The sequence below is a fragment of the Kribbella sp. NPDC002412 genome, assembly GCF_053592935.1.
The window spans coordinates 196,289-212,327 of sequence record NZ_JBSFBL010000004.1; the positions used below are offsets into that span (position 1 = coordinate 196,289).

The 16,039-nt window shown below is 69.3% G+C and carries 15 protein-coding genes; 2 read left to right on the forward strand and 13 right to left on the reverse strand.

Annotation, left to right across the window (positions count from 1 at the left end):
* Window positions 1–232 precede the first annotated feature (232 nt).
* The 7 genes from ACWCOV_RS05250 to dacB all read right to left on the reverse strand — a co-directional run bounded on the left by ACWCOV_RS05250 (window position 233) and on the right by dacB (window position 8,488).
* On the reverse strand, window positions 233–1,375 hold the full coding sequence (locus ACWCOV_RS05250) for a S1 family peptidase (protein WP_449827957.1): 1,143 nt from the start codon (window positions 1,373–1,375) through the stop codon (window positions 233–235).
* Between the two features lie 131 nt (window positions 1,376–1,506).
* Window positions 1,507–2,079 (reverse strand): GTP cyclohydrolase I FolE, encoded by a 573-nt coding sequence (gene folE / locus ACWCOV_RS05255; protein ID WP_449827958.1) that lies wholly within the window; start codon window positions 2,077–2,079, stop codon window positions 1,507–1,509.
* Window positions 2,080–2,189: 110 nt separating this feature from the next.
* Entirely contained in the window at window positions 2,190–4,226 is a 2,037-nt protein-coding gene (gene ftsH, locus ACWCOV_RS05260) for an ATP-dependent zinc metalloprotease FtsH (RefSeq protein ID WP_449827959.1), read from the reverse strand.
* A gap of 173 nt (window positions 4,227–4,399) precedes the next feature.
* Window positions 4,400–4,951 carry a hypoxanthine phosphoribosyltransferase gene (gene hpt / locus ACWCOV_RS05265; RefSeq protein WP_360517698.1) on the reverse strand — a complete coding sequence of 184 codons (552 nt, stop codon included), beginning with the start codon at window positions 4,949–4,951 and terminating at the stop codon, window positions 4,400–4,402.
* A 4-nt stretch (window positions 4,952–4,955) separates the two neighbouring features.
* Window positions 4,956–5,897 (reverse strand): tRNA lysidine(34) synthetase TilS, encoded by a 942-nt coding sequence (gene tilS, locus ACWCOV_RS05270; protein WP_449827960.1) that lies wholly within the window; start codon window positions 5,895–5,897, stop codon window positions 4,956–4,958.
* 94 nt (window positions 5,898–5,991) lie between these two features.
* Window positions 5,992–7,083: a zinc-dependent metalloprotease gene (locus ACWCOV_RS05275; RefSeq protein WP_449827961.1), complete on the reverse strand. Its 1,092-nt coding sequence runs from the start codon at window positions 7,081–7,083 to the stop codon at window positions 5,992–5,994.
* A 40-nt stretch (window positions 7,084–7,123) separates the two neighbouring features.
* Window positions 7,124–8,488 carry a D-alanyl-D-alanine carboxypeptidase/D-alanyl-D-alanine endopeptidase gene (dacB, locus tag ACWCOV_RS05280; RefSeq protein ID WP_449827962.1) on the reverse strand — a complete coding sequence of 455 codons (1,365 nt, stop codon included), beginning with the start codon at window positions 8,486–8,488 and terminating at the stop codon, window positions 7,124–7,126.
* A 50-nt stretch (window positions 8,489–8,538) separates the two neighbouring features.
* Here dacB and ACWCOV_RS05285 point away from each other — a divergent pair, with 50 nt between their 5' ends.
* Complete coding sequence (locus ACWCOV_RS05285; protein WP_337001929.1) at window positions 8,539–9,027, forward strand: inorganic diphosphatase; 489 nt, start codon at window positions 8,539–8,541, stop codon at window positions 9,025–9,027.
* Between the two features lie 12 nt (window positions 9,028–9,039).
* On the opposite strand, the gene ACWCOV_RS05290 is transcribed toward ACWCOV_RS05285, so the two are convergent.
* The 5 genes from ACWCOV_RS05290 to ACWCOV_RS05310 form a co-directional block, all read right to left on the reverse strand.
* Window positions 9,040–9,222 (reverse strand): hypothetical protein, encoded by a 183-nt coding sequence (locus ACWCOV_RS05290; protein WP_449827963.1) that lies wholly within the window; start codon window positions 9,220–9,222, stop codon window positions 9,040–9,042.
* On the reverse strand, window positions 9,222–10,619 hold the full coding sequence (locus ACWCOV_RS05295) for a C40 family peptidase (RefSeq protein WP_449827964.1): 1,398 nt from the start codon (window positions 10,617–10,619) through the stop codon (window positions 9,222–9,224). Before ACWCOV_RS05295 ends, ACWCOV_RS05290 begins: the two co-directional genes overlap by 1 nt.
* A 252-nt stretch (window positions 10,620–10,871) precedes the next feature.
* On the reverse strand, window positions 10,872–11,690 hold the full coding sequence (locus tag ACWCOV_RS05300; RefSeq protein ID WP_449827965.1) for an endonuclease/exonuclease/phosphatase family protein: 819 nt from the start codon (window positions 11,688–11,690) through the stop codon (window positions 10,872–10,874).
* A gap of 63 nt (window positions 11,691–11,753) precedes the next feature.
* A complete protein-coding gene (locus tag ACWCOV_RS05305; RefSeq protein WP_449827966.1) occupies window positions 11,754–12,827 on the reverse strand; it encodes a WD40/YVTN/BNR-like repeat-containing protein in 1,074 nt (357 codons plus the stop codon).
* Between the two features lie 20 nt (window positions 12,828–12,847).
* Entirely contained in the window at window positions 12,848–14,110 is a 1,263-nt protein-coding gene (locus ACWCOV_RS05310; RefSeq protein WP_449827967.1) for an RICIN domain-containing protein, read from the reverse strand.
* A gap of 162 nt (window positions 14,111–14,272) precedes the next feature.
* Between ACWCOV_RS05310 and ACWCOV_RS05315 the strand changes: the two genes are divergently transcribed.
* Complete coding sequence (locus tag ACWCOV_RS05315; protein WP_449827968.1) at window positions 14,273–15,157, forward strand: bile acid:sodium symporter family protein; 885 nt, start codon at window positions 14,273–14,275, stop codon at window positions 15,155–15,157.
* Here ACWCOV_RS05315 and ACWCOV_RS05320 read toward each other — a convergent pair.
* Complete coding sequence (locus ACWCOV_RS05320; protein WP_449827969.1) at window positions 15,133–15,978, reverse strand: helix-turn-helix transcriptional regulator; 846 nt, start codon at window positions 15,976–15,978, stop codon at window positions 15,133–15,135. The two genes, ACWCOV_RS05315 and ACWCOV_RS05320, sit on opposite strands and share 25 nt — an antisense overlap.
* Window positions 15,979–16,039 lie beyond the last annotated feature (61 nt).

Sequence of the window (16,039 nt, forward strand, 5' to 3'; positions counted from 1 at the left end):
ACCAGGCACCGGTTCAGCTTCGGCAACCCGTCGACGTCAACCCACGGCTCAGTTCCCACCCACACACACTAGTAGCCCCCACCGACCCCCGGGGAGCCACCCGCATCAGTTACTGAGAACCAACCTGGGCTTGGTGGCCTCTCAGTTGCTGAGGACGAGCCGGGACTTGGTGGCTTTGAGGGCCTCGGCGACGGCTCACCCCACCACCCGCCGGCTTGCCGGCGGAGAGCTTTCAGTTGCTGAGGACGAGCCGGGACTTGGTGGCTTTGAGGGCTTCGGCTACGGGTTGCGCATAGGACTCGTTGGTCTGGCCGTGCTTCTCCAGGCACTGGCCGTTGATCAGCGCCGCGCCGCTGGAGATGCCCTGGGCGTAGTTGCCGGTCATGTTCGCCCCGCCGGAGTCGCCGCCCTCGGTGCATGCGGTGTGCTGGAACAACCCGCGGACGACCTTGTTGTTCCCGTAGTTCACAGTCACGTTGCGCGCGACGATCCGCCCACAGGTCCAGCCGGTGCTCTTGCCCGACTTGCACAGCGTCGAGCCGATGGTGGCGTTCCCGATCCCCTTGACCGCGACGTTCCCGGCTCCCCAGCCCTCGACGTACCCCTGCTGGTCCCAGCCCTCGATCACACCGACCGTGCCGAAGTCGTTGCCCGGGAAGCTGGAGGTCCGGGTGTTGCCGAGCACGTACCCGTTCCGGGAGAACGACGGCTTGCCGGCCGTGCAGTGCCCGGCGGTCAGGAAGATCCGGGTGCCCTTGGTGGTCCGGGCGTTGAACCCGAGCGAGCAGACGTACCCGGTGTTCTTGTCCACCTGCAGCCCGCCGCGCAGGCCGAAGTCGTCGGCGGTCGTCGTCACCTGGCCGGTCACGGTCCGGATCGTCACCTGGTCGCCGTTCGCCTTGGCCCGCTCGAGGAACCGCTCGGTGATCAGGTCGTGCGCGCCCTTCGGCACGCTGACCACCACGGTCCCTGAGATGGGGTCGACGTACCAGGACCGGACCTTGCCGGCGCTGGAGCTGCTGGCCAGCCGGTTCAGCTCGCCCTGTACGGCGTTCAGTTGGTCGGCGGTGAAGCGGACCAGCTTGGGGATCGCGCCGGCGTCGCGGACCAGCTGTGCGGCGGCGAGGTCGGACACCGCGACCACGAGTTCACCGGCGTCGTCGTAGTAGCTCCCGACGGCCTTGGACCCGAGCTGCGACTCCACCGTCTCCGCCAGCAGCGGCGACTGGCCCGTCACCTGGCCGACCGGGCCTGCCTGTGCGGTCTGCCGATCGCCGCGGGACTCGGCGTTGGCCCAGTTCGCCGCGACCAGCCCAGCCGCCGTCAGTACGACGGCTCCGGCAAGTGCGGCGCCGACCCGGTAACGCCCTGACATCCTGTCCTCCTCACGCCGGTGCCCGATCCCCGTCGACCGAGCGCCACTACGGAAAGTAAACGCTCGGCGACAGAATGTCCACAGACATCGGCTCTCAAACCCCAACGAACGAGGACCTTCGGGGGCTACGGTCAGCCGACGATCAGGCTCATCGCCTCGGCGCGGGTGACCGGGTTGCGGAGCTGGCCGCGGACGGCGGAGGTGATGGTCTTGGCGCCGGGTTTGCGGACGCCGCGCATGGTCATGCAGAGGTGCTCGCACTCGATCACCACGATCACGCCGCGCGGCTCGAGGAGCTCGAGCAGGGAGTCGGCGACCTGGGTGGTCAGGCGCTCCTGCACCTGCGGGCGCTTGGCGTACACGTCGACCAGCCGGGCCAGCTTCGACAGGCCGGTGATGCGGCCCTCCCGGCTCGGGATGTACCCGACGTGCGCGACCCCCGTGAACGGCACCAGGTGGTGCTCGCACAGGCTCCATACCTCGATGTCCTTGACCAGGATCATCTCGTCGTGACCGATGTCGAACGTGGTGGTGAGCACGTCCTCGGCGCGTTGTCCCAGTCCGCCGGTCATCTCCGCGTACGAGCGGGCCACCCGGGCCGGGGTGTCCATCAGGCCCTCGCGGTCGGGGTCCTCCCCGATCGCGATCAACAGCTCCCGCACGGCCCGCTCAGCCCGCGCATGGTCGAACTTCGGCGACGTCATCCCGCCACTCTAGACAGCGGAAAACACGAACGCCGCCACCTCTGCGGGTGGCGGCGTTCGCATCAGAACTCAGTCCTTCGGAGACGATCTCACTCCATCCCCGTCTTTTCTCAGTCCTTCGGCGACGGCGGGGTCGGGCCGCTCCCGTAGTTCGGGGGCTTGACGGCCTCGTCGGGGCCGACCGCTCCGCCCGGCAGCACGTCGGACAGCGAGCCGTTCTGCTCGGCGCGCGACGGCACCGGCATCACCGGCGGCTGGTCCGAGGGAACCCGGGTGGACGAACCGGTCCAGGCCGGCCGCCGCTCCCGCTTGACCACCGGCGCGAACACCCGGGCGATCTCGTGCTTGTCCAGGGTCTCCTTCTCCAGGAGCTCCTCGACCAGGTGGTCGAGCACCGCGCGGTTCTCGACCAGGATGTCGAAAGCCTCCTGGTGCGCGTTCAGGATCAGCTTGCCGACCTCCTCGTCGACCGCGGCAGCGATCTCCTCGGAGTAGTTCCGCTGGCTGCCCAGGTCGCGGCCCAGGAACGGCTCGCTGCTGTCCTGGCCGAACTTGATCGCGCCGAGCCGCTCGGTCATGCCGTACTGCGTGACCATGGCGCGGGCCAGCGCGGTCGCCTTCTCGATGTCGTTGCTGGCGCCGGTGGTCGGGTCGTGGAAGACCATCTCCTCGGCCGCGCGGCCACCGAGCATGTAGGCCAGCTTGTCCAGCATCTCGGACCGGGTGGTCGAGTACTTGTCCTCGTCCGGCATCACCATCGTGTAGCCGAGCGCCCGGCCACGCGGCAGGATCGTCACCTTCTGGACCGGGTCGGAGTGCGGCAGCGCGGCGGCGACCAGGGCGTGCCCGCCCTCGTGGTACGCCGTCAGCACCTTCTCCTTGTCCGACATCAGCCGGGTCCGGCGCTGCGGGCCGGCGATGACACGGTCGATCGCCTCGTCCAGGGCCTTGTTGTCGATCACCTGCATGTTCGAGCGAGCGGTCAGCAGGGCCGCCTCGTTCAGCACGTTGGCCAGGTCGGCGCCGGTGAAGCCCGGCGTACGGCGGGCGACGGCGGTCAGGTCCACGTCCTGCGCCATCGGCTTGCCGCGGGCGTGCACCTTCAGGATCTGCTCGCGACCGGGCAGGTCCGGCGCGTCGACGGCGATCTGCCGGTCGAACCGGCCGGGCCGCAGCAGCGCCGGGTCGAGCACGTCGGGCCGGTTGGTGGCCGCGATCAGGATCACACCGCCGCGGACGTCGAAGCCGTCCATCTCGACCAGCAGCTGGTTCAGGGTCTGCTCGCGCTCGTCGTGACCGCCGCCGAGGCCCGCGCCACGGTGCCGGCCGACGGCGTCGATCTCGTCGATGAACACGATCGCCGGGGCGTTCGTCTTGGCCTGCTCGAACAGGTCGCGGACCCGGGAGGCGCCGACGCCGACGAACATCTCGACGAAGTCCGAGCCGGAGATCGAGTAGAACGGCACCCCGGCCTCGCCGGCCACCGCGCGGGCCAGCAGCGTCTTGCCGGTACCGGGCTGGCCGTAGAGCAGCACGCCCTTCGGGATCTTCGCGCCGACCGCCTGGAACTTGCCCGGCTCCTGGAGGAACTCCTTGATCTCGCCGAGCTCCTCGATCGCCTCGTCACAGCCGGCCACGTCCGCGAACGTGGTCTTCGGGGTGTCCTTGGTGATCAGCTTGGCCTTGGACTTGGCGAAGCTCATCACCCGGGAGCCGCCGCCCTGCATGGAGTTCATCAGGAAGATGAAGACGACCGCGATCAGCAGGAACGGGATCAGGGTGGAGAACACCTGGCCGATGAAGCTCGGCTTCGGGTTCTCGACGTCGTACCGCTCGATCTTCTTGTCGTCGTAGAGCTTCTGCACCGCCTGGCCCAGCGTGTTGGCCTGGCCGTCGACCCAGTGCGCCCGGACCTTGGTGCCGTCGGTCTTCTCGACCCGGATCTCCTGGTCGGGGTCGATCAGCGTGACCGACTTGATCGTCTTGTCCGACGAGCTGGTGGCCTGCTGGATCAGCTGCACGACCTGCCCGGTCGGCTCGGTCTTGTACCCGGTCGAGCCGGTCAGGAGCTGTCCGATCACCAGTACGCCCAGGAAGGCGACGACGATCCAGAACAGGGGTCCGCGGAAGATGCGCTTCACGTCCATGATCGAGGCCTACGCCCCGTCCCTCCTAGCTCGGCAGGCCCGGGTATGCGGGCTTGAGACGGTAACACCAGTCCAAGTGTCTCGTGCCGCACAAGACAACACAGCACGAGGGTCACCAAAGGACGGTACGACCTGTTGTACAGGCTGTCACCAAGTCTGCCCTGCGGCACCGATCAGGAGTAGACGTGCGGGGCCAGCGTCGCGACGCAGCGCAGGTTCCGGTACTTCTCTGCGTAGTCGAGCCCGTACCCGACGACGAACTCGTCCGGCAACTCCAGGCCGACGTACTTCACCGGGACCGCCATCTTGGCGGCGTCCGGCTTCACGAACGCGGTGCAGAGCTCCAGCGAGGCGGGTTTGCGGGACTCCAGGTTGCTGACCAGCCAGCTCAGCGTCAGCCCGGTGTCGATGATGTCCTCGACGATCAGCACGTGCCGGTTGGTGATGTCGGTGTCCAGGTCCTTCTGGATCCGGACCACACCGGACGACTTGGTGCCCGACCCGTACGACGAGATGGCCATCCAGTCCATCTCCACGTGCCGGTTGAACGACCGGGCCAGGTCGGCCATCACCATCACCGCGCCGCGCAGGACGCCGACCAGGAGCAGGTCCTTGCCCTCGTAGTCCCGCTCGATCCGGCCGGCCAGCTCCCGCAGCTTCGCCTGGATCTGGTCCTCGGTGTAATGGATCTTGGTCAGGTCCTTCTCGATGTCCGCCGCATCCACGCGATCAGCCTGTCACATCCGGGCCCAGGACGATGAATCCGCCCCTTCGTGCCGCCCGGACGCCCTGCGGCAGGTCGATCCAGCGCTGCCCGCGCCAGCCGGTGACCAACGCGTCGACGGCCGCGATGTGCCCGGCGGTCAGGTCCGTCGCCCGGCACCCGGCTTCCAGCGCGGCCTGCCGCAACACTCTGGTCCGTACGGCGTCCGGCTCGGCAGCCAGCGTGCCGATATCGCAGTGCACCTCGTTGTCAGTACGGCGTACCGACGTCTCCGCAGCGTCCGCCGCGAGCATGTCGAGCGCATCCGCGTCGGCCCGCAGTAGCCCCGCCGTACGGGCCAATGCCTCCATCACCCCCGGACCGAGCGCCTCCTCGAGCACCGGGAGCACCTCGTGGCGCACCCGGACCCGGGTGAACTGCGGGTCCTCGTTGTGCGGGTCGTGCCACGGCCGCAGCCCGGACGCGATGCACGCGGCCGCGGTGGTCGCCCGCGGGAGCTCCAGAAAGGGCCGGCGCAGCAGACCGGCGACCGGGGCCATCCCAGCGAGCGATCGGGCCCCTGAGCCCCGCGCCAGCCCCAGCAATACAGTCTCGGCCTGGTCGTCCCGAGTGTGAGCCAGCAGTACGACGTCCGCCCCGAGCTCGTCGGCCGCGTCGCGCAGAGCGTCGTACCGGGCCGTGCGGGCGGCTCCCTCGGGGCCGCCATCGCTGCCGACCTCCACGGGTCGGACCTGGACCGGATCGAGGCCCAGCGACCGGCACTGGTCGGCGGCGATCTCCGCTGTGTGGGTCGAGTCAGCCTGCAGCCCGTGGTCCACGACGACGGCACCCGCCCGCAGCTTCAGCTTCGGGGCCTCGAACGCAGTCGCGGCCGCCAAGGCCAGTGAGTCGGTGCCGCCGGAGCAGGCCACCAGAACGGTGGTGCCCTGGGGCAGCTCGGAGAGCATGACGCGCACCGCCTCCCGCGTTCGGGCTACGGCGGGGTGCAACTTCCCCCTCCGGTGCTCGACGAGCTCCTCGGCCGCCGTCCGGCTCGGCGGCTCAGCCGTGGAGTCGGGTGACCCAGGCATCGGGATTCGCGATCTCGTGCTTGGTCGGCAGGGTGTTCGGCCCGGTCCAGACCCGGTTGAAGCCCTCCATGCCGACCTGGTCGACCACTCGGCGGACGAACGCCGCGCCGTCCTTGTACTGCCGCAGCTTGGCGTCCAGCCCGAGCAGCCGCTTCAGCAACTGGTCCACCGGGTTGCCGCTCTGCCGGCGGGACGTGAACTTGGACCGGATGGTGTCCACAGTCGGGATCACCGACGGCCCGACCCCGTCCATCACGAAGTCGGCGTGCCCTTCCAGCAACGACATGACCGCGGTCAGCCGGTCCAGCACGGCCCGTTGCTCGGGCGACTGCATCAGGTCGACCAGGCTCAGCTCGGCCTCGCCCCGCACCGACCGCCCCAGCCGCTGCACGGCCTCCCGGAACATCGCCGCGTACGCCGACGGGTCCAGCTCGGCCTGGTCGAGGAACAGCGCGATCTCGGACCGCAGGTGGTCCCGCAGCCACGGCACCGCGGTGAACTGCACCCGGTGGGTCTCCTCGTGCAGGCACACCCACAGCCGGAAGTCCCGCGGTACGACGCCCAACTCGGACTCGACGTGCATCACGTTGGGCGCGACCAGCAGCAGCCGGCCGGTCAGCCCGGGCCGGTCAGGGTCGGGCTGCGCCGGGTAGAACGGGTCGAACTGACCCAGCACCCGGGAGGACAGGAACGCGAGCAGCGCACCGGCCTCGATCGCCGTCACCCGCGAGCCGACCGCGGACGACAGCCCGCCGGCCCGCTCGGCCTTCTCGCGCAGCTTGTCCGCCAGCGGCTGCAGCACGGTGCGGAAGCCGTCCGCGTTCGCCTGCACCCAGCCCGGCCGGTCCACGATCACCACGGGCGCGGTGGCCGAGGTGGCCTGCAGCCCGGTGAACTCCCGCACGTGGTGCTCCGAGTCGGCCGCGAACTGGCGCAGCTCGGCAACCACCTGGTCCGCCTCGGCGCGGCTGACCGCCGGGCCGGGCCGCAGCAACTTGCGCGCAACTCCCGTCGCCAACTGCCAGTCGACCATCTCCGCCGCAGTCGGGCCTTCCGTACTCATGTGTCGACCCTAGTCGCATGTCCCAACATGCGCCCCCCGATCAGACCGCGCAGCCGCAATTGGCCAGGGCTGCGGCGGCTCTGTCGAGGGCTGCCCGGGCAGCCAGCGTCTTGGGAACCGGCACGCTGTCGGACGCGACGGCGAACACCAAGAGCGTGCCAGTGCGGTCACGGACCATCCCGGCCAGGCTGTGGACTCCGGTCAGCGTGCCGGTCTTCGCCCGGACCAGTCCGGTGCCCGTGCCCGCACCGGCCCCGCCGAACCGGTCCTCGAGGCTGCCAGTGAACCCAGCGACAGGCAGGCCGGTCAGCAGGTGCCGCAGCTCCGGGTGGTCCTCCGACGCGGCCACACGGACCGCACCGGCCAGCAAATCCAGCGGCACGTGGTTCGTCCGCGACAGCCCGCTGCCGTCCTCGATGGTGGCCTTGCTGACGTTCAGGCCGAGCTTGGTCAGCGTCGCCTTCACGCCCAGGACCCCACCGGCGGACGACCCGCCGTTCTTGGTCGCCAGGCCGACGTGCCGGAGCAGGACCTCGGCGCCGTCGTTGTCGCTGTGCAGGTTCACGTACTCGACGATCTCGCCGACCGTGGGCGACGCGACCTGCGCAAGCGGCTCAGCGGAAGTCGGCGCGACCGCGCGCTTCACAGCACCGGCCACCTTGATCCCGGACGCCTTGAGCTGAGCAGCGAACGCGGTGGCCGCGGCCTGCGACGGGGAGGCGGCCCGCTTGGCCATGCCTGGACTCAATCGGCCCTCGTTCACCCAGAGCGCCGACGTGGGAGCTGCGATGCCTTCGGTGATGTAGTTCGGCTCCCAGTTCGCGTTCGCCGCCGGTCCGGTGAACAGCGAGGCGTCGTACCCGAGCGTGACGCTGGTGACGCCCTGCGCCTTGAGCGCCTTCGCCGTACTGGCCGCCAGGGTCTGCAGGGACGCCCGCGTCGGGTAGTCGGTGGGATCGGTCTGGCGCTTGACGGTCAGCAGCGGGTCGCCGCCGCCGACCAGGACGATCGAGCCCTTCGCCGCGCTGACCACCTTGGTGGCGAACGTGTGGTCGGCGCCGAGCGTCTCCAGCGCCGACACCGTCGTCAGCAGCTTCAGCGTGGAGGCCGGCACGTACGGCGTCGCGGACCCGACCGAGAACACCGCCTTGCCGCGCGAGGCGTCGTACACGTAGATGCCCCGGTGCTTGCCCAGCGCCGGGTCCGCGAGGATCGCCGCCAGCGCCTTCTGCACGCCGGCCGCGGTCGGCGCGACGCCCTCCGCCTTCGCCGGGGCCAGCACAGCCGGCGCCTGGACCTGCGCGATCGGGAGAGATCCGGGTACGGCGCCTGCTCCGCCCGCCAGGCTCACGCTGAGCGCTGTGGCGAGCAGCGTGACGAACGCCGCACGAGGAGGACGGACCACCGGGCTGCTCCTGTCAATTCGTCGGTCGGAACCGTGACAGTATCTGCCGTATGGAGTTCGACGTCTTCATCGAGATCCCCAAGGGCACCCGCAACAAGTACGAGCTGGACCACAAGACGGGCCGGCTGCGGCTGGACCGGACCCTCTTCACGGCGACCCAGTACCCGTCCGACTACGGGTTCATCGAGGACACCCTGGGCCAGGACGGCGACCCCCTGGACGCGCTGGTGCTGCTCACCGAGCCGACCTTCCCCGGCTGCCTGATCCGCGCCCGCGCGATCGGCATGTTCCGGATGACCGACGAGAAGGGCCCGGACGACAAGGTCCTCTGCGTCCCGGCCGGCGACCCGCGGCAGGAGCACCTGCGCGACATCCACCACGTGCCGGAGTTCGACCGGCTGGAGATCCAGCACTTCTTCGAGGTCTACAAGGACCTGGAGCCGGGCAAGTCCGTCGAGGGCGCCACCTGGGTCGGCCGGACCGACGCCGAGACCGAGATCAGCGCCTCCTTCGAACGCCTCAAGACCGAAGGCCACTGAGCGCCGTCGCGCCTACCAGCCGATCAGCGAGTACGGCGTAGCGTCCGGCCGCGCGGCCGGGTCCGGGCGGCCCGGCACTTCGTTGCTCACGGCGCTCGACGGCGTACCCGCCTGACTCGCCTCCACGCCCGGCCGGCGACGCCGGACCCGGGACATCGCGGAGGCGAGTTTCGCCTTGCTGCGCAGGGGTTTCATCACGGGCGGCCGAAGAAGTCCGGCGGCTCCCAGTAGTACACGCTGTCGATCTGCACCGGCTTGCCGGAGCGCGGCGCGTGCACCATCCGCCCGTCGCCGATGTACATCGCGACGTGGTGGATCGTGCCCGGGTCGTCGGGGTCGGTCGACCAGAAGATCAGGTCGCCCGGCCGGAGCTCGTCCTCGTCGATGTGCCGGACCTGCTCGTACTGCGCGACGCTGTAGTGCGGCAGGTACACCCCGGCCTTCGCCCAGGCGCCTTGGGTCAGGCCGGAGCAGTCCCAGCGCGACGGCCCGGTGCCGCCCCACAGGTACATGTCACCGATCTGGTCGAGCGCGAACTCGATCGCGGCCTGAGCGCCCTTGCGGGCCGGACGGTCGTCCTCACGCGGCCGGTCGGGCTGCTTCTTCTTCGGCGGCTTCGTGCTGGGCTTCTCCCGCTGCTCCTCGCGCCGCTCGCGCTCCTCCCGGGCCCGCTCGCGCTCCTCCCGGGCCTGCTCGGCCGCTTCCCGGGCCCGCTCGGCGGCCTCCCGGGCGGCGATCCGGCGGCGCAGCTCGGCCGCCTTCTTCGCGGCGATGGCGGCGGCGCGCTGGCGCGCAAGCTCCTCGAGTCCCCGCTGCCGCTGGGCGGCCACCTGGACCGACGTGTTCTGCAGTACGGCGAGCTGCGTGATCGCCTGCGTGCGCTGAACGCCCATCGCGGTCACCGCGGACGCCTGCGCCCGCTCGGCCGCCTCAGCCGCGGCCTTCGCCTTGGCCGCCTCGTCGGTGGCCTTCTTCACCTTCTTGACTGCCTCGTCGGCCTGCACCTTGAACAGGTTCGCCATCACCTGGGTCGCGGTGAAGCGCAGGTACGAACCCTGCATCGCGGCCGACACCGAGCGGGCCGCGCCAGCCGAGTCGAGCAGCTGCTGCGGACCCTCCGCGGTGAACAGCGGCGCAAGCTTCGCCACGTCGCCACCACCTTGGTACGACGCCGCGGCGAACCGGCCGATCTGCTGCCGCTGGGCCGTCAGCGTCTTCTGCGCCTTGGCTGCCCGGGCCGCCGCCTGCGTGGCCTCCGCCTTCGCCTGCTGCAGCCGGTAGACGGCGCCGTTGTAGGCCTCGGCGGCGATCCCGGACGCGACCCCGAGCTGCTCGAGCCGGGCGTTCGCGGCGGCCAGCTGGTTCTCGATCGCCTTGACCTGGACGGCCTTCGCGGTGGCGGCCTGCTTGGCCCGCTCGACCGCGGCCTTGGACGGAATGACCGGCGGCTTCGGCTTGGCCTCGGCCTGGACCGGAATCACGGCCATCGAGCCGGCCAGACAGACCGCGAGCACGCCGGAGAGCAACGCTCTGCCGGTCTTCCCGGTGCTCGCGACCCGCCCGCCGGACGTGGCCCCTGGAGGCGTCCGCATCGGGTCGTTCCTTCCGCCGGTCACGAACCCCTTCCCCAGGGTTCGTGAACTTTTGGTCCTCCTGGACCTCATACGTGACACTAGTTGCCTGCAGCCCCATTGGGAACACTTTTCACACAAGTAACTTTGTTTCACCTGCGTGTCGACTTGACAAACTACAAGCTTGTAATTTCGCGCAATTGGTCACCCGGAGCAACAGAACGGCGCCCGTCCGGCATCAGCCGGAGGGCGCCGTCTTGGCGGTAGGTGCGGTCAGCGAAGGGTGTAGGAAGCGACGACCGGGAGGTGGTCGGACGCCGGCGAGACCGGGACCGAAGCCTTCGTCGGCCGCAGCTGCGAGCTGTGCAGCAGGTAGTCGATCCGGGCAGTCGGGTTCTCCGCCGGGGAGGTGTACCCGGGCCCGGTCCCGACGGCCGGCCAGGTGTCGTTCAGTAGGGCCGTCAGCGTCTTGATCTCCGGGGTGTCCGGCCGGGCGTTCAGGTCGCCGACCAGCATCGTCGGCTTCCTCGAGCCGCCCAGGAGCTCGACCACCTTCTGGGCCTGCTCCAGCCGCTCGGCGTTGTTGTTGTGCGTCAGGTGGGTGTTCGCGAACCGCAGCTCGGCCCCGCGCACCTTCAGCGTCGCGACCGACAGTCCACGCTGCTCACCGGTCGGGTAGAGCGGCAGCAGGGTGTTGGTGAAGTCCTTGATCGGGTACTTCGACAGGATCGCCGTACCGTACTGACGGCGCGGCTCGCCCGGGTTCAACGGCGGCAGGTCGAGGTTGGCGGCGTACCCGTAGTGCATCTTCAGCCGCTTGGCGAACCAGGCCGGCTGGTCGACCCAGTTGCTCCGCTCGCTCCAGTGCCGATCCACCTCCTGCAGCCCGATCACGTCCGCGCCGGTCTCCTCCAGCAGTACGGCGATCCGTTCGAGGTCCAGGACGCCGTCGATCCCGGCGCCGTGGTGGATGTTGTAGGTCGCCACGGTCAGCGGGCGACCGGGCACGCCGGTCGTGCCCGCCTCGGCGGCGGCCGCGGTAGGTAGGAGCATCAACAGTCCCGCAATAGTCCCCAGCACCAGTTTGCGCATGCCCTCATCCTGTCGGGTCGTCGGCGACCCCCGCACGACGTACGAGTGTCGCCGACCTGAACATCAGCGCGTCAGCCGAGCGACCGCGCCCTTGGCCCCGGACGCCCAGCAACCCGCCTTGCTCCCGTGCCCGGCGCACTCGACGCTGTCGAAGCTGCCGTCGTAGAACTGCTTCCAGCTGCGTCCGCCGTCGTAGCTGACATCGCTGCCCGACGGACCCACGGCGATGACGGTACCGGGGGTGTTCGGCACGAACGCGGACCCACTCCGGTAGCCCTTCGGCGCCTTGTCGGCCGGAACCAGCTTCCAGCTGCGACCCCCGTCGTACGTCACCGACGCGGCCTTCACCGCCTCGGTCGGCTTGAGGAAGTCACCGCCGACCGCGACCCCGAACAGCGAGTTGCGGAAGGCGAGGCTGAAGATGCCGGCCGCCTCGCCACTGGCCATCGGCGAGTCGGCGACCGTCCAGTGCTTGCCTCCGTCAACGGTCCGGAACACCCGCGGCCGGTCCCCGCCGCCGGTCGCGAACCACGCCGTACGGCCGGGCCCGGCGACCAGGCAGGTCCCACTGGCCGCGAACGCGAACTCACCCGGCAGCGCGGCCGGCATCCCCGCCGTCGGCTGCACCTGCCACGACTTGCCGCCGTCCGCGGTCGCCAGGATCCGGAACTTCCCGTCGACCGGGTCGCTCAGCGCCAGACCGCGCTTGTTGTCCCAGAAGTCCAGGCAGTCGTAGAAGGCGTTCGGGTCGGGGTTGCGGAACGTCTCGGTCCACGACTTCCCGCCGTCCACGGTCCGGTAGACGCGCGAGTCCCCGCCGTTCCCGATCGACAGGACGACGGCGCGCTTCGCGTCGAACGCCTCGACGTCGCGGAACTGCACGGTCTCGGCCCCGGCCGGGCTGACGTTCTGCCAGCTCTTCCCGCCGTCGACGGTCCGCAGCACCTGCCCGCCCGACCCGCCGACCCACGCGACGTCCTTGCTCACCGCAGCCAGCCCGCGGAACTGCGCCGTACTCCCGGTCGGCGTCAGCTCCCACTGGTACGACGGCTGCCCGCCCGCCTGGGCGGCGGGGACGAGCTGGGACATCAACAGCAGACCTCCTGCCGCAACAGCGGCCACACGCAGGATTCTCATGCCGGGAACCTAGCCCAGATTCACATCCCGGTCAGCCGGAAAGACTGAGCAGAATTTCCGGTGCAGGTCAGTTGCACCAATTGGGTGCTGTCGGCGGTGGAGCCGTTCGGGACGGTCAGGCATTTGTTGCTCAGCCGGCTGACGAAGTGGAAATAGCCGTCGCCTTCGGCGACTGCCTTCCACTGCTGGTTTGCGCCACCGCCATACGTCCACAACTGCAGGCCGGCATTGTCGGCGGACGACACGTTGGTGACGTCGATCGACTTCGTGGCGTCGTTGCGGTTGTTGACCCGGGTGAATCCGTCGGACGTCGGCTGGAACTGGTACTGCTGCGCCTGCGTGCCGTTGCAGCTGTACTGCTGGATCACCGTGCCGTTGGCGGTCCCGGCGGCGCGGGCGTCGACGCACTTTCCGTTGCCCTTGTTGGCGATCGAGTACCAGGTCGTCGGCGACGGCTGGTCGACCGGCGGCGTCGTACCGGCGCCGCCGAGCCACTTGAGCGCGTCCATCATGAACTGGTTCTGCGCCGGGCTGTCGAAGGTCGACGAGAGCCGGGTGTTGGTCTCGTAGTTCATCGCGTTGTGGCCGAAGTTGGCGTAGATCATCTTGTAGTTCTTGTTGGTCCAGACGATCGGGTAGTAGCCGCTGTACCAGGTCTGGTTCGGGTCGGTGCCGACCGGGAAGCTGGACGGGTCGATCGAGGCCAGGATCTGGATGTCGGCGTTGGCCCGCAGGTCGTTCTGCCAGCTGTACCACTCGCTGACCGACGAGCGGAACGTCGCGCCGGTGTTGACCAGCGACGGGTGCGTCCGGTTCTCGGTCTTCAGCGTGACCGCGGTCGGTCCCCAGGTGTTCGACTTGAACCGCCCGGTGCCGAGGAAGGTGTTGTTGAACCACGCCCAGCCGCCGCTCGCGTCGTTGTACGCGGTCACGTGGAAGCCGAAGAACGCGCCGCCGTTGGTCATGTACCGCTGGAACCCGGTCCGCTGCGCGTCGGTGTGCGGCGAGTCGTCCAGGAACATCGCCACCTGGTACTGCGAGGCGCTCAGGTTGTTCAGCTGGTCCCAGTTGTTGGTCGCGGTGTAAGTGAACCCGTGCTGGGCCCCGAACTGCGGGAACCGCTGGTTCGCCTCCTTCACGAAGTCGATGTGCGCGGCATCCCAGGTGCCGCTGTAGAACGCGAGCACGTTGAAGGTCGCGGCCGGCTGCGCGGCCGCCGTACTGCCCGAGACCAGGCAGAGCAGGAGCGCGAGCAGGGCAGGCAGCAGTTTCCGAGCGGGCATGGGCGGATCCCCTCAGTCACGAAGCGGTTACGCAATGAGATTTCAGAACTTAAATTAACTCATGGCGAAAAGCCGGGTAAAGGGTCCGCCGGTCCCGGAACTCTTGCCGTCCGACCGTCCCGCTGTCACCCTGAGCCACCAACGTTCGAAGGGGGCCTGCCGATGGACGACTCCGTGCTCACCTCGGTGCTGCTGCCGATCGCCCTCGCGATCATCATGCTCGGCCTCGGCCTGACCCTGACCGTCGCGGACTTCAGCCGGGTACTGCGGATGCCGCGAGCCGTCCTGGTGGCACTCGGCGTCCAGGTGCTCCTGCTGCCGCTCATCTGCTTCGGCCTGGTCAAGCTCTTCGGGCTGGCGCCGGCCCTGGCCGTCGGGATGATGCTGCTGGCCGCCTCCCCCGGCGGCACGACGGCGAACCTCTTCAGCCACCTGGCCGGCGGCGACGTCGCCCTCAACGTCACCCTGACCGCGGTGAACTCGGTGCTCGCCGTGATCACCCTGCCGATCGTGGTGAACCTGTCCCTCGACCACTTCCTCGGCGACGGCGAGATCGGCCTGCAACCGGTGAAGATGCTGCAGGTGTTCGCGATCGTGCTGGTCCCGGTCGCCCTCGGCATGCTGATCCGCAACAAGCTGCCCGGGTTCGCCGACCGGATGGCCCGGCCGGTGAAGATCGGCTCGATCCTCGTGCTGGCGCTGGTGATCTTCGCCGCGATCTACAGCGAGCGCGACAACGTCCTCGACTACATCGCCGCCGTCGGCGTGGTCGCCGTCCTGCTGAACGTCCTCAGTCTCGCTCTCGGGTACGCCGTACCGCGGCTGGCCAACCTGGGTGAGCGGCAGTCGATCGCGTGCTCGATGGAGATCGGCATCCACAACGCGACGCTGGCGCTCACGATCGCGCTGAGCCCGAGCCTGCTCGGCAACAGCGAGATGTCCATCCCGGTCGCCGTCTACGGCATCGTGATGTTCTTCCCGACCGCGCTCTTCGCCTTCTACCTGAGCCGCCGTACGACGGTTCAGCGCGCCGGATCGAGTGTCTGACTTCCCAGCACCGACAGGAGTTGCAGCTTCTCCGCGCTCTCGCTGCCAGGGGTCGCGGTGAAGACTACGAGCGTCTGCTGCTGATCCCGGTTGTCGATGACCTCGCAGTACAGCTCGAGCTCGCCGACGACCGGGTGGTTGAAGTGCTTGGTCCGGCTGTGCGCGATGCCGACCTCGTGCCGCTCCCAGATCTCGGCGAACTCAGGGCTGGTCTTCTGCAGGGTCTTGACGAGGGTGGCGGCGTACGACTTCGGGCCGTCCGCGGTGGCGACCGAGCGGAGCATCGAGACCAGCATCCGGCTGTGGGTCGCGACCTCCTGCTCCACGTACAGCGTCCGGGACGCCGGATCGGTGAACCAGCGGTAGGCCTCACTGCGCTCGAAGCCTTCGTAGTTGGTCTGCTCACCGGCGAACGCGACGTGCGCCGGGGTCTGGGCGAGGGTGTCGCCGCACCGGTTGAGCAGCATCGCGGGTGTGTCCTGCAGCCGGTCGAGGATCCGCAGCATCCCGGGGTCGACGTGACAGTTCCGCGTGGTCCGCGGCGGCGTGCCGTGGCCGGCGAGCACGAACAAGTGGTCGCGCTCTTCAGTCGTCAGCCGTAGCGCGCGGGCGATCGCGCCCAGCATGTCGACCGACGGCTGCGGGCCCCGGCCGCCCTCGAGCCGGCTGTAGTAGTCGGCCGACATCGATGCCAGCGCCGCGACCTCCTCCCGCCGGAGACCAGGCGTACGGCGACGCCGGCCGCGCGGCATCCCGACGTCCTCGGGCTGCAGGGCCTCGCGTCGTTTGCGCAGGAAATCTGACAGGTCGCCGTACTCCATGTACTCCAGTCTGTCGGACGGATCCGCGTTATCCAGGGCCTGCCAATCCGTGGCTAAGGCG